General features: G+C 58.3%; 19 protein-coding genes. 8 read left to right on the plus strand and 11 right to left on the minus strand.

Annotation, left to right across the window (positions count from 1 at the left end; translation table 11 throughout):
• Positions 1-11: 11 nt before the first annotated feature.
• Entirely contained in the window at positions 12-1,448 is a 1,437-nt protein-coding gene (gene katA, locus ACJ8HN_RS01100) for a catalase KatA (protein WP_442522945.1), read from the minus strand.
• Positions 1,449-1,786: 338 nt separating this feature from the next.
• Between katA and ACJ8HN_RS01105 the strand changes: the two genes are divergently transcribed.
• Positions 1,787-2,326 carry a YfaZ family outer membrane protein gene (locus ACJ8HN_RS01105; protein WP_016926923.1) on the plus strand — a complete coding sequence of 180 codons (540 nt, stop codon included), beginning with the start codon at positions 1,787-1,789 and terminating at the stop codon, positions 2,324-2,326.
• Positions 2,327-2,373: 47 nt separating this feature from the next.
• On the opposite strand, the gene tyrP is transcribed toward ACJ8HN_RS01105, so the two are convergent.
• Entirely contained in the window at positions 2,374-3,582 is a 1,209-nt protein-coding gene (gene tyrP / locus ACJ8HN_RS01110) for a tyrosine transporter TyrP (RefSeq protein WP_033653776.1), read from the minus strand.
• Positions 3,583-3,827: 245 nt separating this feature from the next.
• Here tyrP and ACJ8HN_RS01115 point away from each other — a divergent pair, with 245 nt between their 5' ends.
• The 3 genes from ACJ8HN_RS01115 to ACJ8HN_RS01125 all read left to right on the plus strand — a co-directional run bounded on the left by ACJ8HN_RS01115 (position 3,828) and on the right by ACJ8HN_RS01125 (position 5,666).
• Complete coding sequence (locus ACJ8HN_RS01115) at positions 3,828-5,024, plus strand: nicotinamide mononucleotide deamidase-related protein YfaY (protein ID WP_442522946.1); 1,197 nt, start codon at positions 3,828-3,830, stop codon at positions 5,022-5,024.
• Positions 5,025-5,159: 135 nt separating this feature from the next.
• A complete protein-coding gene (locus tag ACJ8HN_RS01120; RefSeq protein ID WP_230200393.1) occupies positions 5,160-5,282 on the plus strand; it encodes a helix-turn-helix domain-containing protein in 123 nt (40 codons plus the stop codon).
• Positions 5,283-5,513: 231 nt separating this feature from the next.
• Entirely contained in the window at positions 5,514-5,666 is a 153-nt protein-coding gene (locus tag ACJ8HN_RS01125) for a Hok/Gef family protein (protein ID WP_033635303.1), read from the plus strand.
• 59 nt (positions 5,667-5,725) lie between these two features.
• Here the strand turns inward: ACJ8HN_RS01125 and yfaE are convergent, their stop codons facing one another.
• The 4 genes from yfaE to ubiG form a co-directional block, all read right to left on the minus strand.
• Positions 5,726-5,986: a class I ribonucleotide reductase maintenance protein YfaE gene (gene yfaE, locus ACJ8HN_RS01130; protein ID WP_033635302.1), complete on the minus strand. Its 261-nt coding sequence runs from the start codon at positions 5,984-5,986 to the stop codon at positions 5,726-5,728.
• 3 nt (positions 5,987-5,989) lie between these two features.
• A complete protein-coding gene (gene nrdB, locus ACJ8HN_RS01135; RefSeq protein ID WP_019453694.1) occupies positions 5,990-7,120 on the minus strand; it encodes a class Ia ribonucleoside-diphosphate reductase subunit beta in 1,131 nt (376 codons plus the stop codon).
• Between the two features lie 67 nt (positions 7,121-7,187).
• Positions 7,188-9,476 (minus strand): class 1a ribonucleoside-diphosphate reductase subunit alpha, encoded by a 2,289-nt coding sequence (gene nrdA, locus ACJ8HN_RS01140; protein ID WP_033635301.1) that lies wholly within the window; start codon positions 9,474-9,476, stop codon positions 7,188-7,190.
• A gap of 438 nt (positions 9,477-9,914) precedes the next feature.
• Positions 9,915-10,640 carry a bifunctional 2-polyprenyl-6-hydroxyphenol methylase/3-demethylubiquinol 3-O-methyltransferase UbiG gene (gene ubiG, locus ACJ8HN_RS01145; RefSeq protein WP_004935909.1) on the minus strand — a complete coding sequence of 242 codons (726 nt, stop codon included), beginning with the start codon at positions 10,638-10,640 and terminating at the stop codon, positions 9,915-9,917.
• A gap of 212 nt (positions 10,641-10,852) precedes the next feature.
• Here ubiG and gyrA point away from each other — a divergent pair, with 212 nt between their 5' ends.
• Entirely contained in the window at positions 10,853-13,495 is a 2,643-nt protein-coding gene (gyrA, locus tag ACJ8HN_RS01150; RefSeq protein ID WP_442522947.1) for a DNA topoisomerase (ATP-hydrolyzing) subunit A, read from the plus strand.
• A 163-nt stretch (positions 13,496-13,658) separates the two neighbouring features.
• Positions 13,659-16,520, plus strand: coding sequence for a two-component system sensor histidine kinase RcsC (rcsC, locus tag ACJ8HN_RS01155; RefSeq protein WP_442522948.1), 2,862 nt, complete (start codon positions 13,659-13,661; stop codon positions 16,518-16,520).
• 61 nt (positions 16,521-16,581) lie between these two features.
• Here the strand turns inward: rcsC and rcsB are convergent, their stop codons facing one another.
• From rcsB to ACJ8HN_RS01175, 4 genes are read right to left on the minus strand one after another with little or no spacing between them, the layout of a single operon-like run.
• Positions 16,582-17,232, minus strand: coding sequence for a response regulator transcription factor RcsB (gene rcsB, locus ACJ8HN_RS01160; RefSeq protein ID WP_004935900.1), 651 nt, complete (start codon positions 17,230-17,232; stop codon positions 16,582-16,584).
• Entirely contained in the window at positions 17,225-19,927 is a 2,703-nt protein-coding gene (rcsD, locus tag ACJ8HN_RS01165) for a phosphotransferase RcsD (RefSeq protein WP_033653782.1), read from the minus strand. Before rcsD ends, rcsB begins: the two co-directional genes overlap by 8 nt.
• A 20-nt stretch (positions 19,928-19,947) precedes the next feature.
• Positions 19,948-21,102: an MFS transporter gene (locus tag ACJ8HN_RS01170; protein WP_442522949.1), complete on the minus strand. Its 1,155-nt coding sequence runs from the start codon at positions 21,100-21,102 to the stop codon at positions 19,948-19,950.
• 54 nt (positions 21,103-21,156) lie between these two features.
• A complete protein-coding gene (locus tag ACJ8HN_RS01175; protein ID WP_089185413.1) occupies positions 21,157-21,564 on the minus strand; it encodes a DUF4186 domain-containing protein in 408 nt (135 codons plus the stop codon).
• Between the two features lie 697 nt (positions 21,565-22,261).
• Between ACJ8HN_RS01175 and ompC the strand changes: the two genes are divergently transcribed.
• The gene (ompC, locus tag ACJ8HN_RS01180) at positions 22,262-23,392 is read left to right on the plus strand and encodes a porin OmpC (RefSeq protein ID WP_033635297.1); all 1,131 of its coding nucleotides are present in this window, start codon (positions 22,262-22,264) and stop codon (positions 23,390-23,392) included.
• 151 nt (positions 23,393-23,543) lie between these two features.
• Positions 23,544-23,960, plus strand: a complete 417-nt coding sequence (locus ACJ8HN_RS01185; protein ID WP_060427713.1) for a VOC family protein — start codon at positions 23,544-23,546, stop codon at positions 23,958-23,960.
• Here ACJ8HN_RS01185 and ACJ8HN_RS01190 read toward each other — a convergent pair.
• The gene (locus tag ACJ8HN_RS01190) at positions 23,954-24,532 is read right to left on the minus strand and encodes a TetR/AcrR family transcriptional regulator (RefSeq protein ID WP_060388055.1); all 579 of its coding nucleotides are present in this window, start codon (positions 24,530-24,532) and stop codon (positions 23,954-23,956) included. The genes ACJ8HN_RS01185 and ACJ8HN_RS01190 overlap by 7 nt on opposite strands.
• Positions 24,533-24,636 lie beyond the last annotated feature (104 nt).

A 24,636-nucleotide genomic window follows, 5' to 3' on the forward strand; every position in this document is an offset into this window, starting at 1 on the left:
ACGGCAGGGGGTTATTTCAGCCCCAGCGCCTTGGCGACGCCGGCGCCGTAGTCCGGGTGCACCTTGGTGAACAGCTCGACCTGACGGCGCTGGATTTGCTCCGGCACCTGCGACAGTTCGCCGGCGATGCGGGTGAACATGCGCTGGTGCTCTTCGGCGCTCAGCAGGTTGAACAGCGCGCGTGGCTGGCTGTAGTAATCGTCGTCTTCACGATGGTTCCAGTGGTCGGCCGCGCCCTCAATGCTCAGCGGCGGCTCGCTGAAGTCCGGCTGCTCCTGGAACAGGCCGAAGCTGTTTGGTTCGTAGGTGGCGACGTTGCCGCTGTTGCCGTCCACGCGCATCGCGCCGTCGCGATGGTAGTTGTGGAACGGGCATTTGGCGCCGTTCACCGGGATCTGGTGGTGGTTGACGCCCAGGCGATAGCGGTGCGCATCGCCATAGGAGAACAGACGGCCTTGCAGCATTTTATCCGGCGAGAAACTGATGCCCGGCACCACGTTGGCGGGGTTCATCGCCACCTGCTCAACCTCGGAGAAGTAGTTGTCGGGGTTGCGGTTCAGCTCGAAATAGCCGACGTCGATCAGCGGATAGTCGCCGTGCGGCCACACCTTGGTCAGATCGAACGGGTTGTATGGCGTCTGCGAGGCTTCGTGTTCCGGCATGATCTGAATTTGCAGCTTCCAGCGCGGGAAGTCGCCGCGTTTGATCGCGTCGAACAGATCGCGCTGTGAGCTTTCGCGATCCTTGGCGATGATCGCTTCCGCTTCGTCATCCATCAGGTTTTCAATGCCTTGCTGGCAGCGGAAGTGGAATTTCACCCAGAAACGTTCGTTGGCGGCATTGATAAAGCTGAAGGTGTGGCTGCCGAAGCCGTGCATGTGGCGATAGGACTTCGGAATGCCGCGATCGCTGAAGTCGATGGTCAGCTGGTGCAGCGACTCCGGCAGGTGGGAGAAGAAGTCCCACTTGTAGACGGGGTTGCGCAGGTTGGTATGCGGATCGCGTTTCACCACGTGGTTGAGATCGGGGAATTTCAGCGGATCGCGCAGGTAGAACACCGGCGTATCGTTACCCACCAAATCCCAGTTGCCTTCTTCGGTATAGAACTTCATGGCGAAGCCGCGAATGTCGCGCTCGGCGTCGGCGGCACCGCGTTCACCGGCGACGGTGGAGAAGCGGATGAACATGTCGGTCTGTTTGCCGATCTCGGAGAAGATCTTGGCGCGGGTGTAGCGGGTGATGTCGTGGGTGACGGTAAAGGTACCGTAAGCGCCGGATCCCTTGGCGTGCATGCGGCGCTCGGGAATGACTTCACGGTCGAAGTGGGCCAATTTTTCCAGGAACCACACGTCCTGCAACAGCATCGGGCCGCGTTTGCCTGCGGTGATCACGTTATTGTTATCGACAACCGGGGCGCCGGCTGCGGTGGTCAGTCCTTTCTTGCTCATCACTTGCTCCTTATCGTAGTGCAGTTAAGTAAAGACTCGGGCGGTTTAAGCGTTCATCAGCATAGTCCTTTGGCGGGGCTTCTTCCCCTGACCTTGGTCAAAGCCACTACTAGTTGTAGCTCTATTGCCGAGCGGCGGCAAATAGGTCTCGGTTATCGTTGGCATTGCCTTGACGAATATAGAATCTTGTTTGCAAATATTTACATTTATTTGATTATTGAAGAATTTTTTCGCTTTTATCCCTTAAATACTCATTGCGCTTTGGTATAGACTCGTGACGTTATTATTATGCGTTGATTCGATCATTCGGTACGGATGACAAACCAGAGGGAAAGATGATGAAAAAGACTTGGGTCGCGTGCGCGGCAGGATTGCTGTTGGTGACCGGCGCGGCGAACGCCATCAGCGTGTCGGGCGAAGCCGGGCAGCACTACACCAACCTGGGCGTTGGCATGAGCACCGGCTCTTCTGGTCTGGGCCTGACCGGCAACTGGGCGCGCAGCGACCACGACGGTAACGTCGGCAGCCTGGGGCTGAACTTCGGCGTGCCGCTGGGGCCGTTGACGGCGACCGTGGGTGCCAAAGCGCTGTACCTCAGCCCGAAAGATGGGAAGAGCGGCGGGGCGGTGGCGCTGGGCGGCGGCCTGGAGTGGGAGATCAACCGTTACTTCAGCCTGCACGGCGAAGGGTACTTTGCCCCTGAATCCTTCACCAGCGGCGTGAAAGCCTATAACGAAGCCAGCGGCGGCCTGCGCTGGAAGTTCCGTCCGCTGAGCGTGGACGTGGGCTACCGTTACATGCAAATGGAAGGCAAAGACGGGCGTCGCGACAACACGCTGGCCGATGGCCCTTACGTCGGCGTGGGTCTGAGCTTCTGACACTGTGAAAAAGGGGCCTTCAGGCCCCTTTATCTTTTCTGCCTGGTTTACCCCACCGCCGGCAGCATGCCGCTGGCGATGCCCAGTTGAATGGCGATCACCGTCACCCCGCAGACAAACACCAACGCCAGCGCCGGCGTACCGCCCCAGACGCGATACTGCGCCTGATGTTTTTTGCGCGTTTTCCACACCAGCAGTGAAGGCAACAGCAGCGCCAACACCGACAAGGCAATGGCGGCGAATCCTAGCGCCAGCACGAAGCCGCGCGGATAGAACAGCGCAAAGGCCAGCGGCGGCAAGAAGGTGATGGCGCCGGTTTGCAGGCGGCCACGCACGTTGTCTTGCCGCTTGAACAGGTCGGCCAGGAAATCGAACAGCCCGAGCGCGACGCCGAGGAACGAGGTCGCCAGCGCCAGATCGGCGAACAGGTGCACCGCCAGTTCAACGTGCGGCGAAGCCACCGCGTCGCGCACCGCCTGCAACAAACCGTTCAGCCCGGCCTGCTGCGCCAGAATGCCGACGAAGGTGTCGGAGCTGATGCTGCCCAGCGTTGCCAACTGCCAGAAGATGTAGGCCATCAGCGGGATAGCGCTGCCGATGATAAACACCCAGCGCAGTTTGCGAATGTTGCCGCCCATATAGTTGACGATGCTCGGCACGCTGCCGTGGAAGCCGAAAGAGGTGAAGATCACCGGAATGGCCGACAGCGCCAGGCCTTGCTCCAGCGGCAGCGTCATCAGGTTGGTTTGGTGGATATTCGGCAACATCAGGCCGAGCATCACCACCAGAAATACCACTTTGGCGCTGAACAGGATGCGGTTGAACAAATCGACCGAGTGGGTGCCGATGCATACCACGCCGCCGGCCACCAGGGTGAACAGCAGAACGCCGAGCGACACCGGGAAGTCCTGCGATGTCCACTGGCTGATGCTGGTGGCGAGCAGTTCGCCGGCGCCGCTGATATAGGCGGCGGTGAGGGCGTACATCAGGAACATCATGCTAAAGCTGGTCAGCCACTGGCCGCCGCCGCCGAGATAACGTTTGGCGAGGGTGCCCAGACCGGTATCCGCCTGCTCATGCTGGTAAACCTCTACCAGCAGCAGCGCGGTGTAACACATCAACAGCCACAGCCCGACCAGTAAGGCCAGCGTGACGCCGAAGCCGACGCCGGCCGCCGCCAGCGGCATCGCCAGCATCCCGGCGCCAATGGTGGTGCCCGCCACGATAAAAACACTGCCAAGAGTGCGATTCTTCACGTTTTTTCTCTACCAGCCGAAAGATTTTGAAAATTATAGGTAACGATTTATGAGGATGGCAGGATAGTGGAAGCCCTAATTTGTGTCAAACCGACGTTACGCATGATGTACATTAATGTTTACATTGCGGCGAGCTGCATGGCACATGAGGAACGGGCCCATGGCTGAAATTATCCGCAGGCGGCTAGTGAAAAGTTATTTACGGGCTTCTATAGTGGAATGACCAAAAAATGTGGGAGAGATCAATGTTAAGGGTGGAGATGCTCAGCACCGGCGATGAGGTGCTGCACGGGCAAATTATTGATACCAACGCCGCCTGGCTGGCGGACTACCTGTTCCAGCAGGGAGTGCCGATGAGCGGGCGGGAAACGGTCGGGGACAGCCTCTCTGCGTTGATCGAGATCCTGCAGGAAAGAAGCCATATCGCCGATGTGCTGATCGTCAACGGCGGCCTGGGGCCGACCAGCGACGATCTCAGCGCGCTGGCCGCCGCCAAAGCCTGTGGCGTAGAGCTGGTCGAACGGGCCGACTGGCTGGCGCGCATGGAAGCCTATTTCGCCGAGCGCGGGCGGCCGATGGCCCCTTCCAACCGCAAGCAGGCGCAGATCCCGGCCAACGCGGAAATGCTGGATAACCCGGTGGGCACCGCCTGCGGGTTCGCGCTGCAGCTGAACCGATGTCAGATGTTCTTCACCCCCGGCGTGCCGTCGGAATTCAAAGTGATGGTCGAACAGCAGATCGTGCCGCGTCTACGCCAACGCTTCACCTTGCCGACGCCGCCACTCTGCCTGCGCCTGACCACCTTCGGCACCTCAGAGAGCGATCTGGCCGCCGAGCTGGACGGTATGCCGCTGCCGCCGGATGTGGTGCTGGGTTACCGTTCCTCCAGCCCGATCATCGAGCTGAAGCTGACCGGGCCGGAAAGCCGGCGTGTGGAAATGGATCAGGCCTGGCGGCGTGTGCGCGAGGTGGCGGGGGACAACTGCATTTTTGAAGGCACAGCCGGGTTGCCGGCGACGCTGACGCAGCGCCTGAATCAGCAAGGGCTGAAGCTGGCGTTGAGCGAACAGTTCAGCGCCGGGTTGATCAATCTGCAGCTGCAGAGCGAAGGGGCGCCGCTGGCAGGGGGAGAGCTGCTGCCGGCGCACTGCATCGAAACGCTGGAAACCACGCTGGCGCGCGCCCGCTCGCTGGCGGAATTGACCGGCGCGCCGTTGGCGTTGGCAGTCAGCGCCATGTGCGACGAGCAGGTGAGCATTGCGCTGCACACACCGCGCGGCGGCATTGGCCAGACCGTGCGTTATCGTGCGTCGCGCCACGGCTTGCGGCTGCGGCAGGAGTCGGTGGCGATGCTGGCGCTGGATATGCTGCGCCGTTGGCTAAATGGGGGCCAGGTGTGCGGTAAAAACGCCTGGCTGGAGGTGGTGGAAATTATCGAGTGACGGTCATGGCGCCGAGTTGCCGGCGTCACGGCTTTGCTGCAGCCGTTCGGACGCCAGGCGTGAAAGGCGTATCGCCGCCGCGCCCCGCGTTTGCAGATCTGCACCGTAGTTCCTGAGTGCCTGCGCGGCGAAACCGTGCTGCAGATCGCGGAAACGCTGGGATATGCCTCGCAGAGTAATTTTATCTCCATGTTTCGCAAAGCCTTTGGCGATTCTCCGGCGCGTTATTTTTCCGCCTCGGCAGGAAAGGGGCGCTAAGCGAATTACTTTGAGGATAGTTATATATCCCTGATTAATCATAATCTTATAGGGGATATTCGCGGCGAGGGAATGCTGTTACTCTTTTGGCGGGTGCTTGAGACTGTTCGTCTTGGGCATTGTGTGGCAAGGCGGATAGATGAAAGCCCCAGACTGACTCTCAATCAGAATGGGGCTGCACATACCGCCTAGACACCGGTATGGTAGCCCCTTCACAGCAAGGAGGCAAGCATGCGCTTAAAGCATGTGTTTCACTCGCTAACCGTTGTATGTATTACGGTTTTGTTATTTATCTGGATGATAAGAGACTCGCTGTGCGAGCTGAAAATCTACCAGGAAAATATCACTATCCTGATCAGGTTGGCGTGTGAGGTGAAGCGGTAATCATAGGGCGGGGGCAACCCCGCCTTCTGGTCTCCAGGCGCGGTTTCCGGCACCCGACTTTACATTTCCAGCTCGATATCCGTCAGCGGCATACAGCAGCAGGGCAGGATTTCGCCGGCGTTGATAAACGCCAGCGGCTGTTGGCGGTAGGCCACTTCGCCTTTCACCAGCTTCAGGCGGCAGGCGCCGCAATAGCCGGAGCGGCATTGGTACTCTACCTGCACGTCGTGCAACTCCAGCACGTCGAGCAGGCAGCTTTCACTGTTGGGACAGGAGAGCTGCGTGCCGGCGGCGCGCAGCGTTACGATTGGCGTCGCCATCGCTTACAGTTCGAAGTCGCTCAGGTCGTCGGCGTTGATCTCCGAGTCGATCTGGCCAACCAAGTAGGAGCTCACTTCCACTTCCTGCGGCGCCACCTGCACGTTGTCGGACACCAGCCAGGCGTTGATCCATGGGATCGGGTTGGAGCGGGTTTCGAACGGCAGACCGAGGCCGACCGCCTGCATGCGGATATTGGTGATGTATTCTACATACTGGCACAGGATGTCTTTGTTCAGGCCAATCATCGAGCCGTCGCGGAACAGGTATTCCGCCCACTCTTTTTCCTGCTGGGCAGCCAGCACGAACAGATCGTAGCACTGCTGTTGGCATTCCTCGGCGATCTCCGCCATTTCCGGATCGTCGGCGCCGGAACGCATCAGGTTCAGCATGTGCTGGGTGCCGGTCAGGTGCAGCGCTTCGTCGCGGGCGATCAGCTTGATGATTTTGGCGTTGCCTTCCATCAGTTCGCGCTCGGCGAACGCGAAGGAGCAGGCGAAGCTGACGTAGAAGCGGATCGCTTCCAGCGCGTTCACGCTCATCAGGCACAGGTACAGCTGTTTCTTCAGCGCGCGCAGATTGACGGTGACGGTTTTACCGTTCACCTGGTGGGTGCCTTCACCCAGCAGGTGATAGTAGCTGGTCATCTCGATCAGATCGTCGTAGTAGCCGGAGATGTCTTTCGCGCGCTTCTTGATCTCTTCGTTGGTGACGATGTCATCGAACACCAGCGCCGGATCGTTGACGATGTTGCGGATAATGTGAGTGTAGGAACGGGAGTGGATGGTCTCGGAGAACGACCAGGTTTCCACCCAGGTTTCCAGCTCAGGGATCGAGATCAGCGGCAGCAGAGCGACGTTCGGGCTGCGGCCCTGGATGGAATCCAGCAGCGTCTGATACTTCAGGTTGCTGATGAAGATATGCTTCTCGTGCTCCGGCAGCGCCTGGTAATCGATGCGATCGCGGGAGACGTCAACTTCTTCCGGGCGCCAGAAGAAGGAGAGCTGCTTTTCGATCAGTTTTTCGAAGATTTCATGCTTTTGCTGGTCGAAACGCGCAACGTTTACCGACTGGCCGAAGAACATCGGCTCTTGCAGCTGGTCGTTTTTGGTCTGAGAAAAAGTGGTGTAAGCCATAAGCCTGAATCCATCGTAACGTGGCTAAATGAAGGGGCCGGAAAATTCCGGCCCGCTAGGTCAAACTTTAGATCTTGCAGGCGCCGCTTTCGCAGTCGTCATCGCCGGCCTTGGCAGGCTGCAAATCTTCCTGGGCGTCTTCCGCGCCGTCGCGGGTGTTTTGGTAGTACAGCGTTTTCACGCCGAACTTGTAGGTGGTGAGCAGGTCTTTCAACAGCTGCTTCATCGGCACCTTGCCGCCCGGGAAGCGGGTCGGATCGTAGTTGGTGTTGGCCGAAATCGACTGGTCGATGAATTTCTGCATCAGCCCCACCAGCTGCAGATAGCCGTCGTTGCTCGGCATTTCCCACAGCAGCTCGTAGTTGTCTTTCAGGCGCTCATACTCCGGCACCACCTGGCGCAGGATGCCGTCTTTCGACGCCTTGATGCTGATGTGGCCGCGCGGCGGCTCGATGCCGTTGGTGGCGTTGGAAATCTGCGAAGAGGTTTCCGATGGCATCAGCGCAGACAGGGTCGAGTTGCGCAGGCCGGTTTCCTGGATCTCTTTACGCAGGGTTTCCCAGTCGTAGTGCAGCGGCTCGCTGCAGACCGCATCCAGGTCTTTCTTGTAGGTGTCGATCGGCAGGATACCCTGCGAATAAGTGGTCTCTTTGAACCACGGGCAAGCGCCTTGTTCCTGAGCCAGGCGGTTGGAGGCTTTCAGCAGGTAGTACTGAATGGCTTCGAACGTTTTGTGCGTCAGGTTGTTGGCGCTGCCGTCGGAGTAGCGCACGCCGTTCTTCGCCAGGTAATAGGCGAAGTTGATAACGCCGATGCCCAGGGTGCGGCGGCCCATCGCGCCACGGTGCGCGGCCTTGATCGGATAATCCTGGTAATCCAGCAGGGCGTCGAGTGAGCGCACCGCCAGGGTCGCCAGCTCTTCCAGATCGTCCAGGCTGTCGATCGCGCCCAGGTTGAAGGCCGACAGGGTGCACAGCGCGATCTCGCCGTTTTCGTCGTTGACGTCTTCCAGCGGCTTGGTCGGCAGGGCGATTTCCAGGCACAGGTTGGACTGACGCACCGGCGCGATCTGCGGATCGAACGGGCTGTGGGTGTTGCAATGGTCGACGTTCTGGATGTAGATGCGGCCGGTAGAGGCGCGCTCTTGCATCATCAGCGAGAACAGCTCAACCGCTTTCACGCGCTTCTGGCGAATGCTGTCGTCTTTCTCGTACTGGGTATACAGGCGTTCGAATTCGTCCTGATCGGCGAAGAACGCGTCATACAGCCCCGGCACGTCGGACGGGCTGAACAGGGTGATGTCTTCGCCCTTGATCAGACGCTGGTACATCAGGCGGTTCAGCTGCACGCCGTAGTCCATGTGACGCACGCGGTTGCCTTCAACGCCACGGTTGTTTTTCAACACCAGCAGGCTTTCCACTTCCAGGTGCCACATCGGGTAGAACAGCGTTGCCGCGCCACCGCGCACGCCGCCCTGCGAGCAGGATTTGACGGCGGTCTGGAAGTGTTTGTAGAACGGAATACAGCCGGTATGGAAGGCTTCACCGCCGCGGATCGGGCTGCCCAGCGCGCGGATGCGGCCGGCGTTGATGCCGATGCCGGCGCGCTGCGAAACGTATTTCACAATGGCGCTGGAGGTGGCGTTGATGGAATCCAGGCTGTCGCCGCACTCGATCAGCACGCAGGAGCTGAACTGGCGGGTTGGGGTGCGCACGCCGGACATGATCGGCGTAGGCAGCGAAATCTTGAAGGTGGAAATCGCGTCGTAGAAACGTTTGACGTAGTCCAGACGGGTTTCACGCGGGTAGTTGGAGAACAGGCAGGCGGACACCAGCATGTACAGGAACTGGGCGCTTTCATAGATCTCGCCGCTGACGCGGTTCTGCACCAGATACTTGCCTTCCAGCTGCTTGACGGCGGCATAAGAGAAGTTCATGTCGCGCCAGTGATCGATAAAGGAATCCATCTGCTCGAACTCTTCAGCGCTGTAGTCTTCCAGCAGATGCTTATCGTATTTGCCCATCTCGACCATGCGCGTCACGTGAGCGTGCAGCTTCGGCGGCTCGAACTGGCCATAAGCCTTTTTACGCAGGTGGAAGATCGCCAGGCGAGCGGCCAGGTACTGATAGTCCGGCGCATCGCGGGAGATCAGATCGGCTGCGGCTTTGATGATGGTTTCGTGAATGTCGGCGGTTTTGATGCCGTCATAAAACTGAATGTGTGAACGCAACTCTACTTGAGAAACCGAGACGTTGTGTAATCCCTCTGCGGCCCAATCGATGACCCGGTGGATTTTGTCGAGATTGATGCGCTCTTTACGGCCATCGCGTTTAGTTACAAGCAGACTTTGGTTCATGTGGTGTTTTACCTGTCCGTATGGTGCCCCTAAGCAGAAGTGTAGTCGCTCTGCTCAGTATGTAAACACTATATATAGGGGTTGTATGTCGGTGAGGTAACAAGATAGTGAGAAAAAACGGCGTTTGCAAGTGAACAAAACCGGCCTAATTTGTGGATAACTTGGGGGTGAAATGTAACTTGCCGTTCGCAGTGCGCGCCGTGACTGGCGCGACAAGCTTCTCAATAAGCGCGATCAGATTTTACTGAAAAACTGAAAAAATCGATCGTTTGGCGCTTTATTAAACGTTAGAAAAAAACGGCATATTGATCTGATTTAATATTCTAAAAAACTGTTTACAACGGGTATTTTGAGCGAAATCGCGGAAATTAGGTATTTTTCCGAATACGCCAATGGCGCCGCCCCCCGGTAATGCAGGGCCGGCGCGGTTTACAGCGCTTAACCTTCGTGCTGGGTGTGCACCATGTAGTTCACGTCAACGTTGCGCCCAAGCTTGAAATGATCGGTGATCGGGTTGTAATGCAGGCCGATCATGTGCTTTTCGCGCAGTGGCGTGCCGTCGACCCAGCCGATCAGTTCGGAAGGGCGAATGAACTTCTTATGATCGTGGGTGCCCTGCGGCACCATCTTCAGCACGTACTCCGCGCCGATCACCGCCATCAGCCAGGCTTTGGTGTTGCGGTTGATGGTGGAGAAGAACACGTGGCCGCCCGGTTTCACCAGCTGGGCGCAGGCGCGCACCACCGAGGCCGGATCCGGCACGTGCTCCAGCATCTCCATGCAGGTGACCACGTCGTAGCGTTGCGGGTTGGCCTGAGCGTGGCTTTCCACCGTCTCCTGCACATAGGTGACGTCCATGCCGCTTTCCAGCGCGTGCAGCCGCGCGACCTGCAGCGGCTCCGCGCCCATGTCCAGCCCGGTCACCTTGGCGCCCTCGCGCGCCATGCTTTCCGCCAGAATGCCGCCGCCGCAGCCCACGTCGAGCACCTGCTTGTCAAAAATGCCGCCGGCGCGCTGCATGATGTAGTTCAGGCGCAGCGGGTTGATGCGGTGCAGCGGTTTGAACTCGCCTTCCAGATCCCACCAGCGGGAGGCGACGGCCTCGAACTTGGCGATTTCCTGGTGGTCAACGTTTTGCACTCGGCTGGATGATTCTGCGTTCATGGGCTTGTCTGGCTCCTTGTTCTCGTTGCGCGGATTATACATGTTCCGGCGCGGCATCGTCTGCGCCGATGCGTTTTTAGCGCACTTATCTGCACAATTTCCGTGAAACAGCGGCGGTTATTTTCCCGTAAAGCGTGCTTTGTGATATAGTTTTACACCTTTGCCACTATGGCAGCGGGCAGATGAATCATTAGTAGAGGGATAGCAGCTCCATGAGCGACCTTGCCAGAGAAATCACACCGGTAAACATCGAAGACGAGTTGAAAAACTCGTATCTGGACTATGCGATGTCCGTTATTGTCGGACGTGCGCTGCCAGATGTTCGTGATGGACTGAAGCCGGTTCACCGTCGCGTTCTGTACGCGATGAGCGTATTGGGTAACGACTGGAATAAACCATACAAGAAATCGGCCCGTGTCGTCGGGGACGTGATCGGTAAATATCACCCGCACGGTGACAGCGCGGTTTACGACACTATCGTGCGTATGGCTCAGCCGTTTTCACTGCGCTACATGCTGGTGGACGGTCAGGGTAACTTCGGCTCCGTCGACGGCGACTCCGCCGCGGCGATGCGTTATACCGAAGTGCGCATGTCCAAGATTGCTCACGAACTGTTGGCGGATCTGGAAAAAGAAACCGTCGACTTCGTGCCTAACTATGATGGCACCGAGCAGATCCCGGCCGTCATGCCGACCAAGATCCCGAACCTGCTGGTCAACGGTTCGTCGGGCATCGCCGTGGGCATGGCCACCAATATCCCGCCGCACAACCTGGCGGAAGTCGTCAACGGCTGCCTGGCCTATATCGACGATGAAAACATCAGCATCGAAGGGCTGATGGAACACATCCCGGGGCCGGACTTCCCGACGGCGGCGATCATCAACGGCCGTCGCGGCATTGAAGAGGCCTACCGTACCGGGCGCGGCAAAGTCTACCTGCGCGCGCGCGCGGAAGTGGAAGCCGACGCCAAGACCGGGCGCGAAACCATCATCGTTCACGAGATCCCGTATCAGGTGAACAAGGCGCGTCTGATCGAGAAGATCGCCGAGCTGGTGAAAGAAAAGCGTGTGGAAGGCATCAGCGCGCTGCGCGACGAGTCCGATAAAGACGGCATGCGCATCGTGATCGAAGTCAAACGCGACGCGGTCGGCGAAGTGGTGCTGAACAACCTGTATGCGCTGACGCAACTGCAGGTCACTTTCGGCATCAACATGGTCGCGCTGCATCAGGGCCAGCCTAAGCTGCTGAACCTGAAAGACATCCTCGAAGCCTTCGTGCGTCACCGCCGCGAAGTGGTTACCCGCCGCACCATCTTCGAACTGCGCAAGGCCCGCGACCGCGCCCATATCCTGGAAGCGCTGGCTATCGCGCTGGCCAACATCGATCCGATCATCGAGCTGATTCGCCGTGCGCCGACCCCGGCCGAAGCGAAAGTCGCGCTGGTGGCGCAGCCGTGGGATCTGGGCAAGGTCAGCGCCATGCTGGAGCGCGCCGGTGACGACGCCGCCCGCCCTGAGTGGCTGGAGCCGGAGTTCGGCATCCGCGACGGCAAATACTACCTGACCGAGCAGCAGGCTCAGGCGATTCTGGATCTGCGCCTGCAGAAACTGACCGGCCTGGAGCACGAGAAGCTGCTGGACGAATATAAAGAGCTGCTCAACTTTATCGCCGAGCTGATCTTTATCCTGGAAAGCCCAGAGCGACTGATGGAAGTGATCCGCGAAGAGCTGGTGGCAGTCAAAGAGCTGTACAACGACGGCCGCCGCACCGAGATCACCGCCAATACTTCCGACATCAACATCGAAGACCTGATCAACCAGGAAGACGTGGTGGTGACTCTGTCTCACCAGGGCTACGTGAAGTATCAGCCGCTGTCCGACTATGAAGCGCAGCGCCGCGGCGGCAAAGGCAAGTCTGCGGCGCGTATCAAAGAAGAAGACTTTATCGATCGCCTGCTGGTGGCCAACACCCACGATACGATCCTGTGCTTCTCCAGCCGTGGCCGCCTGTACTGGATGAAGGTGTACCAACTGCCTGAAGCCAGCCGCGGCGCGCGCGGTCGCCCAATCGTCAACCTGCTGCCGCTGGAAGCCGATGAGCGTATCACCGCCATTCTGCCGGTGCGCGAGTATGAAGAAGGGCGCCACGTGTTCATGGCCACCGCCAGCGGTACCGTGAAGAAAACCGCGCTGACCGAGTTCAGCCGCCCACGCAGCGCCGGCATCATCGCCGTCAACCTCAACGAGGGCGACGAGCTGATCGGTGTCGATCTGACCGACGGCAGCAACGAAGTGATGTTGTTCTCCGCCAACGGTAAAGTGGTGCGCTTCCCGGAAACGCAGGTGCGTTCGATGGGCCGTACCGCGACCGGCGTGCGCGGCATCAACCTCGGCGAAGGCGATAGCGTGATCTCGCTGATCGTGCCGCGCGGCGAAGGCGACATCCTGACCGTCACGCAAAACGGCTTCGGTAAACGTACCGCGGTGACCGAGTACCCGACCAAGTCGCGCGCCACCCAGGGGGTTATCTCCATCAAGGTGAGCGAGCGTAACGGCCAGGTGGTCGGCGCCGTGCAGGTGGAAACCAGCGACCAGATCATGATGATCACCGATGCCGGCACGCTGGTGCGTACCCGCGTTTCGGAAGTCAGCGTGGTGGGCCGTAACACCCAGGGCGTGACGCTGATCCGCACGGCGGAAGACGAAAACGTCGTCGGTCTGCAGCGCGTGGCCGAGCCGGTGGAAGACGAAGAGCTGGACAGCCTGGAGCCGGGCGCGGAAGCGGTGGAAGAAGACACCACGCCGCTGGACGATGGCGACGACGCGGCTGAGCCGATGGATGACGACAACGTTTAAAGCAAAGGGCGTCGGCATGCCGGCACCATGATGCACTGAGACAAAAGGGTCTGGCAGCGATGCTAGGCCCTTTTTCAGTTATATGGTTTAATTGGCGCACCGAGCCGCCGGCCGCCGCGCCGGCGACAGCGTGCGCCGCCACTGACTTTCGTATGGTATCCGATTGAAATACTTAGCCTCTTTTCGAACTACGCTGAAGATATCCCGCTATCTGTTCCGGGTACTGGCGATTTTGCTGTGGTCGTTGGGTGCGCTGCTCACCACCTTTTATATTCTGAATATCCTGCATCAGAAAGAATCGGACATCCGGCAGGAGTACAACCTCAACTTCGACCAGGCGCAGGGCTACATCCGTCACTCCGCTGACATCATTCGCGACATCAAGTATATGGCGGAAAATCGCCTCAACGGTTCGGTCAGCGGCCTGGACATGTTCAGCGGCGTGATCCCCGGCAAGGGCAGCCCGCCGCAATTCTTTCCGCTGTACCCGGAGTCCAACTGCGCGCTGAGCACCACCTATCGCAGTTCGCTCGATTCGCTGAGCGGCCTGATCCAGTATTGGAAAGAGAACTTCGTGGCGGCCTACGATCTCAACCGGGTGTTCTTCATCGGCGGCGACAGCCTGTGTATGGCGGAATTCGGCGGCGGCAACGCGAGCGCCAATCGGGAAAACATGCTGAAGTTGCTGCACGAGCGGATTCTGAAATACCGCAACGCCAAGAATCTCGACAAAGACAACAACCTGTATTGGATCAGCCCCAGCGCGCAGCGGCCGGACGTCGGTTACCTGTACGTGCTGACGCCTCTCTATATCGGCAACAAGCTGGAGGCGTTGCTGGGCATCGAGCAAACCGTTCGGCTGGAAGATTTCGTTACCGCCGGCAACCTGCCGATCGGCGTCACGCTGCTGGATGAGAACAACGAGCCGGTGCTGCGCCTGGCGGATGGCGAACGCTATGCCGCTGCGCTCAACAGCTACCCCGAAGAGCATGCCTACTTCGGTTATGTCGACAATTACCGCGACCTGATCCTGAAGAAAGCGCTGCCGCCTTCTTCGCTGAGCATCGTCTATGCGCTGCCGGTGAAAAGCGTGGTGGAACGCTTCAAAATGCTGATCCTCAACGCGCTGTTGCTGAACCTGTTGTCGGCCATCGTGCTGTTCACGCTGGCGTGGCTGTTTGAGCGCAAGATGTTCCTGCCGGCGGAGGACAACGCCTTCCGCCTGGAAGAGCACGAGCAGTTCAACCGCAAGATCGTCGCTTCGGCGCCGGTGGGCATCTGTATCCTGCGCATCAGCGACGGCACCAATATTTTGAGTAACGAGCTGGCGCATAACTACATCAACCTGTTGACCCACGAAGATCGCGATCGCATAACGCGCATCATTTGCGAACAGCAGGCGAATTTCGTCGATGTGATGACCAGCAACAACAACAACCTGCAGATCAGCTTTGTCCATTCGCGCTACCGTAACGAAGAGGTGGCGATTTGCGTGTTGGTGGACGTCAGCGCGCGCGTGAAGATGGAAGAGTCGCTGCAGGAGATGGCGGCGGCGGCGGAGCAGGCCAGCCAGTCGAAATCGATGTTCCTGGCCACCGTCAGCCATGAGCTGCGCACGCCGCTGTACGGCATTATCGGCAACCTTGATCTGCTGCAAACCAAGGCGTTGCCGCAAGGGGTCGATCGGCTGGTCAATGCGATGAACAACTCTTCCGGCCTGCTGCTGAAAATCATCAGCGACATTCTCGATTTCTCCAAAATCGAGTCCGAGCAGTTGAAGATTGAACCGCGCGAGTTCTCCTGTCTGGAGGTGATCACCCATATCGCCGGCAACTATTTGCCGCTGGTGGTCAAGAAACGTCTGGGGCTGTACTGCTTTATCGAACAGAACGTGCCGGAGCGCTTCTTCGGCGATCCGGTGCGGCTGCAGCAGGTGCTCTCCAACCTGGTGAACAACGCCATCAAGTTCACCGATACCGGCTGTATCGTGCTGCAGGTCTGCACCCGCGGCAGCTACCTGGAGTTCAGCGTGCGCGATACCGGCGTCGGCATCCCGGAGAAGGAGATTTCGCGCCTGTTCGATCCGTTCTTCCAGGTGGGGACCGGCGTGCAGCGTCATTTCCAGGGTACCGGCCTGGGATTGGCGATCTGCGAGAAATTGGTCAACCTGATGGACGGCGACGTCTCCGTCGAGTCCGAGCCGGGCCTGGGCAGCTTGTTCAGCATTCGCATTCCATTGTTTAACGCCCAGTTCCCGATCCCGCAGGCCAGCGATACCTGGCAGGGGCGTCGGCTGTGGCTGGATATCCGCAATCAGCGGCTGGAAAGCTACCTGATGGCGATCCTGGGCGGCTACGGCGCCGATATCCAGCGCTATGACGGGCAGGAGACCGCCGCGGGAGAGGTGCTGCTCAGCGATCATCCGCTGATGCTGGATGCGCCGCTGCTGGCTCAGATCCAATTCTCCACCGAGCATATTGGCCCATCACAGGAAACCCGGCCGGGCTATTGGATGCACAGCACCTCCACGCCGCGTGAAACGCTGACCTTGCTCAACCGGTTGTTCGGCGTCGGCAGCGGCGCGGCAGAGGCGCTGGTGCAGCTGCCGGTGCCCGCCAAGGCCAGCGCGGCGGACAACGGCGATATTCATCTGCTGGTGGTCGACGATCATCCGATCAACCGTCGCCTGTTGTCCGATCAGCTGGGATCGCTGGGATATCAGGTGGTGACCGCCAACGACGGCGTCGACGCGCTCGGCGTGCTGAAACAGCATCGCGTCGATATTGTGCTGACCGACGTCAATATGCCGAATATGGACGGTTATCGTCTGACGCAGGCGCTGCGGCAGATGCAGTTCAGCGCGCCGGTGATCGGCGTGACGGCGAACGCGCTGGCGGAAGAGAAGCAGCGTTGCCTTGAGGCGGGTATGGATAATTGCCTGTCGAAACCGGTCACGCTGGAGACGCTGGAACAGACGTTGGCTTACTACAGCCAGCAGGTGCGCTACAGCCGCAGCGAGGTTTGAAAAGCAAACAGGCACGGCGAATGCCGTGCCTGTTTGGTGTTAACCTGCCGTGAGTCAGGCTTTAGTCTTTGTCCAACGGCGTCATGCTGACGGAGGAGAGGTAGTTGAGCAGGGCGATGTCGTTCTCGACGCCCAGCTTCATCATCGCCGATTTCTTCTGGCTGCTGATGGTTTTGATGCTGCGGTTGAGCTTCTTGGCGATCTCGGTCACCAGGAAACCTTCGGCGAACAGGCGCAGCACTTCGCTCTCTTTCGGCGACAGGCGTTTGTCGCCATAGCCGCTGGCGCTGATCTTCTCCAGCAGTTTAGAGACGCTTTCCGGCGTGAACTTCTTGCCTTTCTGCAGGGCGGCCAGCGCCTTCGGCAGATCGGTCGGCGCGCCTTGTTTCAGCACGATGCCTTCGATATCCAGATCCAATACCGCGCTCAGGATCGCCGGGTTGTTGTTCATGGTCAGCACGATGATCGACAACTGCGGATAGTGACGCTTGATGTACTTAATCAGCGTGATGCCGTCGCCATACTTGTCACCCGGCATCGACAGATCGGTGATCAGCACGTTGGCGTCCAGCTTGGACAGATTGTTGATCAGTGCGGTTGAGTCTTCGAACTCCCCAACGACATTCACCCATTCAATTTGCTCAAGTGACTTCCGGATGCCAAACAGTACGATAGGATGGTCATCAGCAATAATTACGTTCAGGTTATTCATGTTGTTGGCTACCTTGCTTCAGCAGTCTGCTGACGAAAAAATCAATCTGACTGATGTTATTCTCGATCTCGGGCGCATCACCTTCTGCGATGCGCTGTTCTAACGATTCGCACAGCTGCTTGCCGGGAAGCAGATTTAACATGGCAAACACGCCTTTCAGGCGATGTGCGGTTTGTGACAGCGCATTGAAATCACTGCTGCCCGCCTCAGTATACAGTTTTTTGACATCGTCGGGTACTGTATCGACAAACAGCCCATAGTAATCACTTGATTTCAATTGTTTTTCATAGAGTTGGATATCTTCTGAACTCAATGAAAGCGGGCTTTCTTCCTGTTCCAGCGCGGCCATTTGCTGTTCGATCAGTATCAGCACGGCGTCGATTAATGCGCCGTTCAGGTTGTAGTTCACCCGAATGTAGCGTTTATCCAGCGCTTGCCAACCCGGCTCATCGGTCGCCAGCAGCAGGGTGTAATCATCGGCTCGCTGCGGGTTATCGGTCAGCAGCACGTCATAATCGCGATTGACCGCGCGATCGTCGGCGACGAGGCAGTCGGCGCCGTAGGCCTGCAGCAGACGGGTCACGATGCCGCGCACTTCATCCGACGTGACGTCCAGCAGGGCGGTGACGCCGTCGAGCAGTTTTTCCTGCTCCTGCGGCTCTTTTTTCTCCATCTCCATGGCGACGCGAATGGTGTAGCGAGTGCCGATATCCACCTTGCTGCGAATGTCCAACTGGCCGTTAAGCTTCTTGCACAGCTGATTGCACAGGAAGAAGGTGAGGCCGGAACCGTGGTTGAAGCGGTCCACCAGCGTCTGGCTGAGGAACGGATAGTTGAGGTTGCTGATCTCTTCGTTGGAGATGCCGGAGCCGGTGTCGTTGATTTGGAAAATCAGGCGATCCGGGTGCTCGGGCTCATGGTCGACAACCAGGGAAATCTTGCCGCAGGCGGTGGTGATAATGGCGTAATGCACCAGCAGCGAGATCACCTTGCGCAGCGCGTTGGCGTCGCCGATATAGTTCTGCTCGACGTCCAGCTGGAAATGCTTGAACAGCGCCAGCCCCTTCTGATTAAGGGCGGGCAGGGCCTCCAACAGCAACTCGTCGATCATCGCCGTCGGGCTAAACGGCTCGCGCGAGGGTTGCCAGTCCTGGGTTTCCAGTCGGGTCAGCAGGGTGATGTTATCGATCAATTCCAGCACCGAAGCCGACGCCGCCGTCAGCTGGCCCAGCAGCGCCTGCTGCTGTTCCTCATCCGGCCGGCCGTGCAGACGATCGACCAGATCGTGCATCTGGCGTACCGGCTGATTCAGCTCAATGCCCAGGTTGTGCAGCATCAGCTTGCGCGCCTGAACGTTTTTGTCGTATTCGCGCCGTGCCTGCTGCAGCCGCTTGTTCACCATCACCTCTTTATCCTGATCGTGCATCAGGAACAGGTAGGTGTCCGGCGACAGCTGGCTGCGGAAGATGCGGATTTCATACACCTCGTTGTTGACCGTCGCCTGGATCACCCCGTGATGCTGTTCGGCCATATGGGCGATCTTTTGCAGGCTGAGGTGCGGCAACAGGTGCTCGGCGATTTTATTGCTGGCGATCACCGCATTGTTGGCGAAGCTGTAGACCAGCAGGCCGGAAGGCAGGCTGGAGACGATTTCCTGATTCAGCGCGCGCTCGGCCTCCAGTTCCACCGCCATGTTTTCGCTCGGGCGAATGTACTGGCGGCGGATAAAGTAGATGCTCAGCATCGACAGCGCCAGCAGCAGCAAGTTGACCGCGATCAGCCAGATGTTGTTGCGCAGCAGGTCGATGGCCAGATTGATGGCCGAAACGCGATACACCACCTTCAGCGGCGCATTGGGCAGGGCGGCGCTGAACTCCACCCAGCCGCCGCTCATCGTCGCATGGGTGCCGAGGACGGTTTCCGCCGGGATGGTACTGTCGTCGAGATCGACATCGTCCGGCTGCAACAGGAAATTGGCGCGGGCCAGATTGGCCGGAATGATGTCGTTGATCGGCAAGTCGAAGGCGATCACCGTCGCCAGATGCCCTGGCTGATTGAAAGTGGTGCGAATCGAGAACGAATAGGCGTTCTGGAAGCGCTGCTTGCGCAGATCGGAAAAGCTCTCGCGCTCGTCGAGCATATTGGCCTGCTGCAGCATCTCGGCGCGGCGTTCGTCCGCCGAGGTGGTCAGGTAGCTTTCCCGAAAGCGCGAAGCCAGCTCTTTGAGCGGCTGGGTGGTGATCAGGCTGAGGCTGTTGTCCTGACCATTGAGGTAATACATGGCGTAGTTTTCGGTCTTGGCGCCCCAGCGGGTGTCCAGGTAATCCGAGATGTTGGCGATCATCGCCAGCGTGCTCTCGTCATGGCTGCCGAAGATCACCGCGTCGGTTTTCTTGTGCGGTTTCTCGATATAATAGACGTCGGGCCGCAGGCGGGTTTCCTGCAAACCGGGATCGACATTCTGCGCCGGGGCATTGCCGAATTTGTCATAGACCTGATAGGTCATATAGCGGTAGGTATCGATGCGCTTTTGCAGCGAACCGGCAATGCTGTTCAGCGCGTACTTCTTTTCCGCCAGCCAGGCATTGGTGTAGTTGTAGCCATACAGGCCGATGCCGATCGTTAGCAGCACGATAAACAGCAGGAAGCAGCGGGTAATGTTGCTGGAGCTGATGGTCAATTGTTTATTTTGCATAGTGGCTGCGCATTCCTGAATCAGCGAGTGACGGCCCTGGCGCTGGCGGTCACCGCCAACAGCAGAGCGGCTACGCAGGCGAAGGCCACCGTCAGGCTGGAAAACTGAGCGATGAAGCCGATCAGCGCCGGGCCGGCCAGAATACCGGCATAGCCGACGGTGGTGACGGAGGCGATCGCCAAATTGGCCGGCATGTCACGCTGGTTGCCTGCAGCGCTGAACAGGATCGGCACCACGTTCGAGGCGCCCAGGCCGACCAGCATGAAACCGACCAGCGACACGGTGGCGTGATTGAAGGCGATGGCCAGACTCAGGCCGAGAGCGGCGCACAGGCTGCCCAGCAGCAACACCCGGTAGCGGCCCAGTGAGTTCACTACCCGATCGCCATTGAGGCGACCGAGCGTCATGGTGATGGAAAACAGCGCATAGCCCAGACCGGCCTGGCTGTGTTCGACGCCGCGCAATGTGGTGAGGAACAGCGCGCTCCAGTCGAGCATCGAGCCTTCCGCCAGGAACATGATGAAGCAAAGAATGCCGATGAACATCACCCAGCCGCGCGGCAAGACGAACATTGGCCCGCCGTCGTCGGCGCCGCTCTCACGCAGCAGATGGCGGCTGGCGAGCGCCAGCAGCACTATCACCGCCAGTACGGTAAGCAGGGTGGATTGCAGCGGCGTCAGCCCCAGCCACAGCAGCGCGCTGACGCCGCCGGCACCGGCAATGCCGCCGATGCTGAAGAAACCGTGAAAGCCGGACATCATCGCCTTGTCGCTGGCGCGTTCGACGATCACCGCCTGAACGTTCATCGCTACGTCGATCATGCCGATCGCCGCACCGAACAGCAGCAGCGCCACGGCCATGCCGCCGAGAGAGTCCATCAGCGCCAGCAGCGGCAGATCGATGCACAATCCCAGCCCCGCCATCAAGATCACCGAGCGGCAGCCCAATTTGCCGGTCAGGAAACCGGTCAGCGGCATCGCCAGCATGGAGCCGGCGCCGATACAGAGCAGCAACAGGCCGAGCGAGCCGTCGTCGATGCCGATGCGCGCTTTGGCGAAGGGGACCAGCGGCGCCCAGGCGGCCATGCCGAGACCGGCGACGAAAAAGGCCAGACGGGTGGCGATCTGTTGAGGAACGCCGGGCGTTTGCTGTTCATTGCACAAGGTGGCTGTCATGTAAGCGTCAGGATCTTGGGTCAAAAGAATGGTGAAAGTTACTGACAGTTTTTATCACAATCCGCGATCCGGGTCGAAAATATTCGTGCCTGACACATCCCTGGCGCCGCCCCTGCGCACCAGCCACAGCGCGATAGCCTGGACAATATAGTCCTTTTGCCGCTCGTCCAGTGCGACGCCCTGCGGTATGCCGTGCCACTTTTCCAGGCAGCCACGGCAGCAGGTGGCGGTGGCGTGTTGGGCGACGAATACCGGGTGGCCACGCATCGGCGTTTGCTTGCCGTCGTTTTTAGGGTAGGCGGCGGCCAGGCGGCGATCGATAAAATCGCGGGCATGGCTGAGGATAAGGGGCAATCCTTTGCCCTCCAGATAAGCCTGGTCTTTGGCATTTAAACGAAAGCGAGCGCGGAAGGGGGAACTTTGCAGCCGCCGCCACAGCACGTCGGGTTGAAAGGGCATCATGAATTTTACTCGCTGAAGGTGCGCTTTTTTCAGATTACCAGAACTGAAACTCTGCGGCTAATTGTGCCTGCGGCGGGAAATAATCGGCAAGATAAAGCACGAAATGAAAAGCAAGCTCAATTTGTAGGCTAAAACAAGGGAAAAGATTAGCAATTAGTGCGGCGGTAAATTAATGAAACTATATCATTGGGTTATTTATTTGCTTGCTATTTGTGCGAGTCGAAATTGTGAGGGGAGTATGGAGGGAAATAAAAAAACCGGCCAGAAGCCGGTTAAAAGGAATGCAGAAATTATCTTCCGATAATGAAGGTAATAATGAAAATAATGATGATAGCGAAGTGATTATAGCGGCTGCGTGTGGGGAGCGTTTTGGCACAATGTGCTTATTGCCCGTCTCAATTGTATGGTTGGCTTTTTTTTCTTAAAGATATGTATAACTACATGATTTTTTATCAATTAATCTATTCTTTGTCTTTAAGTGCTTTATTTTGTTTGTCTGTAAGGTTTTGTGAAAGTTCGCGCGTATTTACATTTTGAAACCTTTATTAATTACACTGAAACACTATCGGATGCTTGGTATCATTTTCTTTCTGGATTAATATAACCCTTGTTACCAGAATGGTAATGCACAGTCGTGCTAATAATGCTCGAAAAGGGCAGTGGCCGTAGCTCGACATAATTAACGAGGATAATAACGATGAAACTTCGAGTACTCTCTCTGATGGTACCCGCACTGCTGGTTGCAGGCACAGCAGGCGCGGCGGAAATCTACAACAAAGACGGTAATAAACTGGATTTGTACGGTAAAGTCGACGGTCTTCACTATTTCTCCAGCAACAACGGCGTGGACGGCGATCAGTCTTATATGCGTTTTGGCCTGCGCGGCGAAACGCAAATCAGCGATCAACTGACCGGGTACGGCCAGTGGGAATATCAGGCGAACCTGAACCACGCTGAAAACCAGGACAACAAGAACTTCACCCGTTACGGCTTCGCCGGTCTGAAATTCGGCGACTATGGCTCCTTCGACTACGGCCGTAACACCGGCGTGCTGTACGACGTCGCGGCGTATACCGACTTGCAGCCTGAGTTCGACGGTATGACCTACGGCGCCGACCAGTTCATGTTCCAGCGTTCCAGCGGCCTGGCGACCTACCGTAACAACGACTTCTTCGGTCTGGTTGACGGCCTGAACTTTGCCCTGCAGTACCAGGGTAAAAACGGCAACGGCGAAGAGACCAACAACGGTCGTGACGTCCTGGGCCAAAACGGCGAAGGCTACGGTATGTCCATGAGCTATGACATGGGCTACGGCATCAGCGCCGCGGGCGCCTTCTTCAACTCTCGCCGCACCAGCGAGCAGAACGGCGCCGGCGCGTACCGCAATATTATGGGCCGCGGCGACAAGGCGGAAGGTTACTCCGGCGGTCTGAAATATGACGCCAACGACGTTTACCTGGCGGTGATGTTCACCCAGTCCTACAACGCGGCGCGTTTCGGCAGTTCCGACAGCAGCGTTTATGGCTACGCCAACAAGGCGCAGAGCTTCGAAGCCTACGCGCACTACCAGTTCGACTTCGGTCTGCGTCCGTTCGTGGGCTATAACCAGACCAAAGGTAAAGACCTGGGCCGCGCCGGCAACGGCAAGGACTACGGCGATCAAGATCTGGTCAAATTCGTCGACCTGGGTGCGACCTACTTCTTCAACAAAAACATGTCTACCTATGTTGATTACAAAATCAACCTGGTGGACAACAACGATTTCACCGACGCTGCCGGCATCAACACCGACAACGTGGTTGCCGTGGGCCTGGTTTACCAGTTCTAAGCTCCAGCGTGTGAATGACACAGCGCGGCCTTCGGGCCGCGTTTTTTTTGCCGGTAAAAAGCACGGATTGATCCGTTGTCGGCATGGGAAGCGCTTCGGATCGCCTCCGCTCGGCCTACGCTGTGAGTACAGCAAACAGAACGGAGGTGATATGGAACTCAAGATCGATAAGGTGATCGAAACGGTGCTGTACGTCAGCGATATTGAACGCGCGGACGCTTTTTACCGGCAGGTGCTGAAGCTGCCGGCAATGGTCGCCAATGAAAGGTTTCGCGCCTATAACGTCGGCGATCGGAGCGTACTGTTGCTGTTTATCGAGGGCGATTCGCTGCGCGGGGCGCACTATCCGACCGGGTTTATTCCCGCGCACGATGGCGTGGGGCCGGCGCATATCGGGCTGGCGGTGGCGAAAGAGCAACTGCCGCACTGGGAACGGCATCTGGTGGCCAACGGCGTGGAGATTGAGGGGCGAATGCGTTGGGAACACGGCGGGGAGAGCATTTATTTTCGCGATCCCGACGCCCACCTGCTGGAACTGGTGACGCCGGGCATCTGGGCCAATTACTGATCGAACCCGCCTTGCGCCAACATGTCCAACGCGGCATTCAGCACCTGCAGCGCGGCCTGCGGTTGCCGCTCTATCTGCACTCTGACGATGGCGCCGTCGATCAGCATCGCCAGCATTGCCGCCCGCTGTTCCCGCTGCGGCCCGGCGGGCAGGTGGCGCGCCAGTTCATCCGCCATCTGCCGCTTATGCCGGCCGGCGATGTGCAGGCTTTCCGGCAGCAGATCGGCTATCTCCACCGCAGTATTGATAAACGCGCAGCCGCGAAAGCGCGGATCGTCGAACCATTCCGCCAGGCAGGGCGCCAGCGCCGGCAGCAACCCGCCGGTCTGCGCCACATGGCGGGCCAGTGATGTGCTGAACCAGCTGAGCCACTGCTGATGGCGATAGGTCAAAAACGCCGTAATCAAATCGTTCTTGCTGGGAAAGTGGCGGTAGAAGGTCACTTTGGTCACGCCCGAGTCCTTGATGATGCGATCGATACCGGTGGCGCGGATCCCTTCTTGATAAAACAGATCGTGCGCCGTCAGCAGGATGCGCTGGCGGGCGGGCAAGGCGTTGAGATCGGCGGTCATCATTTTCTCCGGGGCTATTTTCGAGTGATTGTAGACAACTCTGTCTACTTGCGCTAGCGTAAAGGTGTAGACAGAGTTGTCTACATGCCTTCACTCAGGAGATG

The organism is Serratia sp. CY29653, from assembly GCF_052169255.1.
Classification (GTDB): Bacteria; Pseudomonadota; Gammaproteobacteria; order Enterobacterales; family Enterobacteriaceae; genus Serratia; species Serratia sarumanii.

Excerpts from the sequence above, each read along its gene's own strand:
- katA (WP_442522945.1), bottom strand. The coding sequence starts at position 1,448 with ATGAGCAAGAAAGGACTGACCACCGCAGCCGGCGCCCCGGTTGTCGAT.
- ACJ8HN_RS01105 (WP_016926923.1), top strand. The coding sequence starts at position 1,787 with ATGAAAAAGACTTGGGTCGCGTGCGCGGCAGGATTGCTGTTGGTGACC.
- ACJ8HN_RS01115 (WP_442522946.1), top strand. The coding sequence starts at position 3,828 with ATGTTAAGGGTGGAGATGCTCAGCACCGGCGATGAGGTGCTGCACGGG.
- ACJ8HN_RS01125 (WP_033635303.1), top strand. The coding sequence starts at position 5,514 with ATGCGCTTAAAGCATGTGTTTCACTCGCTAACCGTTGTATGTATTACG.
- yfaE (WP_033635302.1), bottom strand. The coding sequence starts at position 5,986 with ATGGCGACGCCAATCGTAACGCTGCGCGCCGCCGGCACGCAGCTCTCC.
- nrdB (WP_019453694.1), bottom strand. The coding sequence starts at position 7,120 with ATGGCTTACACCACTTTTTCTCAGACCAAAAACGACCAGCTGCAAGAG.
- nrdA (WP_033635301.1), bottom strand. The coding sequence starts at position 9,476 with ATGAACCAAAGTCTGCTTGTAACTAAACGCGATGGCCGTAAAGAGCGC.
- ubiG (WP_004935909.1), bottom strand. The coding sequence starts at position 10,640 with ATGAACGCAGAATCATCCAGCCGAGTGCAAAACGTTGACCACCAGGAA.
- gyrA (WP_442522947.1), top strand. The coding sequence starts at position 10,853 with ATGAGCGACCTTGCCAGAGAAATCACACCGGTAAACATCGAAGACGAG.
- rcsB (WP_004935900.1), bottom strand. The coding sequence starts at position 17,232 with ATGAATAACCTGAACGTAATTATTGCTGATGACCATCCTATCGTACTG.
- rcsD (WP_033653782.1), bottom strand. The coding sequence starts at position 19,927 with ATGCAAAATAAACAATTGACCATCAGCTCCAGCAACATTACCCGCTGC.
- ACJ8HN_RS01170 (WP_442522949.1), bottom strand. The coding sequence starts at position 21,102 with ATGACAGCCACCTTGTGCAATGAACAGCAAACGCCCGGCGTTCCTCAA.
- ACJ8HN_RS01175 (WP_089185413.1), bottom strand. The coding sequence starts at position 21,564 with ATGATGCCCTTTCAACCCGACGTGCTGTGGCGGCGGCTGCAAAGTTCC.
- ompC (WP_033635297.1), top strand. The coding sequence starts at position 22,262 with ATGAAACTTCGAGTACTCTCTCTGATGGTACCCGCACTGCTGGTTGCA.
- ACJ8HN_RS01185 (WP_060427713.1), top strand. The coding sequence starts at position 23,544 with ATGGAACTCAAGATCGATAAGGTGATCGAAACGGTGCTGTACGTCAGC.
- ACJ8HN_RS01190 (WP_060388055.1), bottom strand. The coding sequence starts at position 24,532 with ATGACCGCCGATCTCAACGCCTTGCCCGCCCGCCAGCGCATCCTGCTG.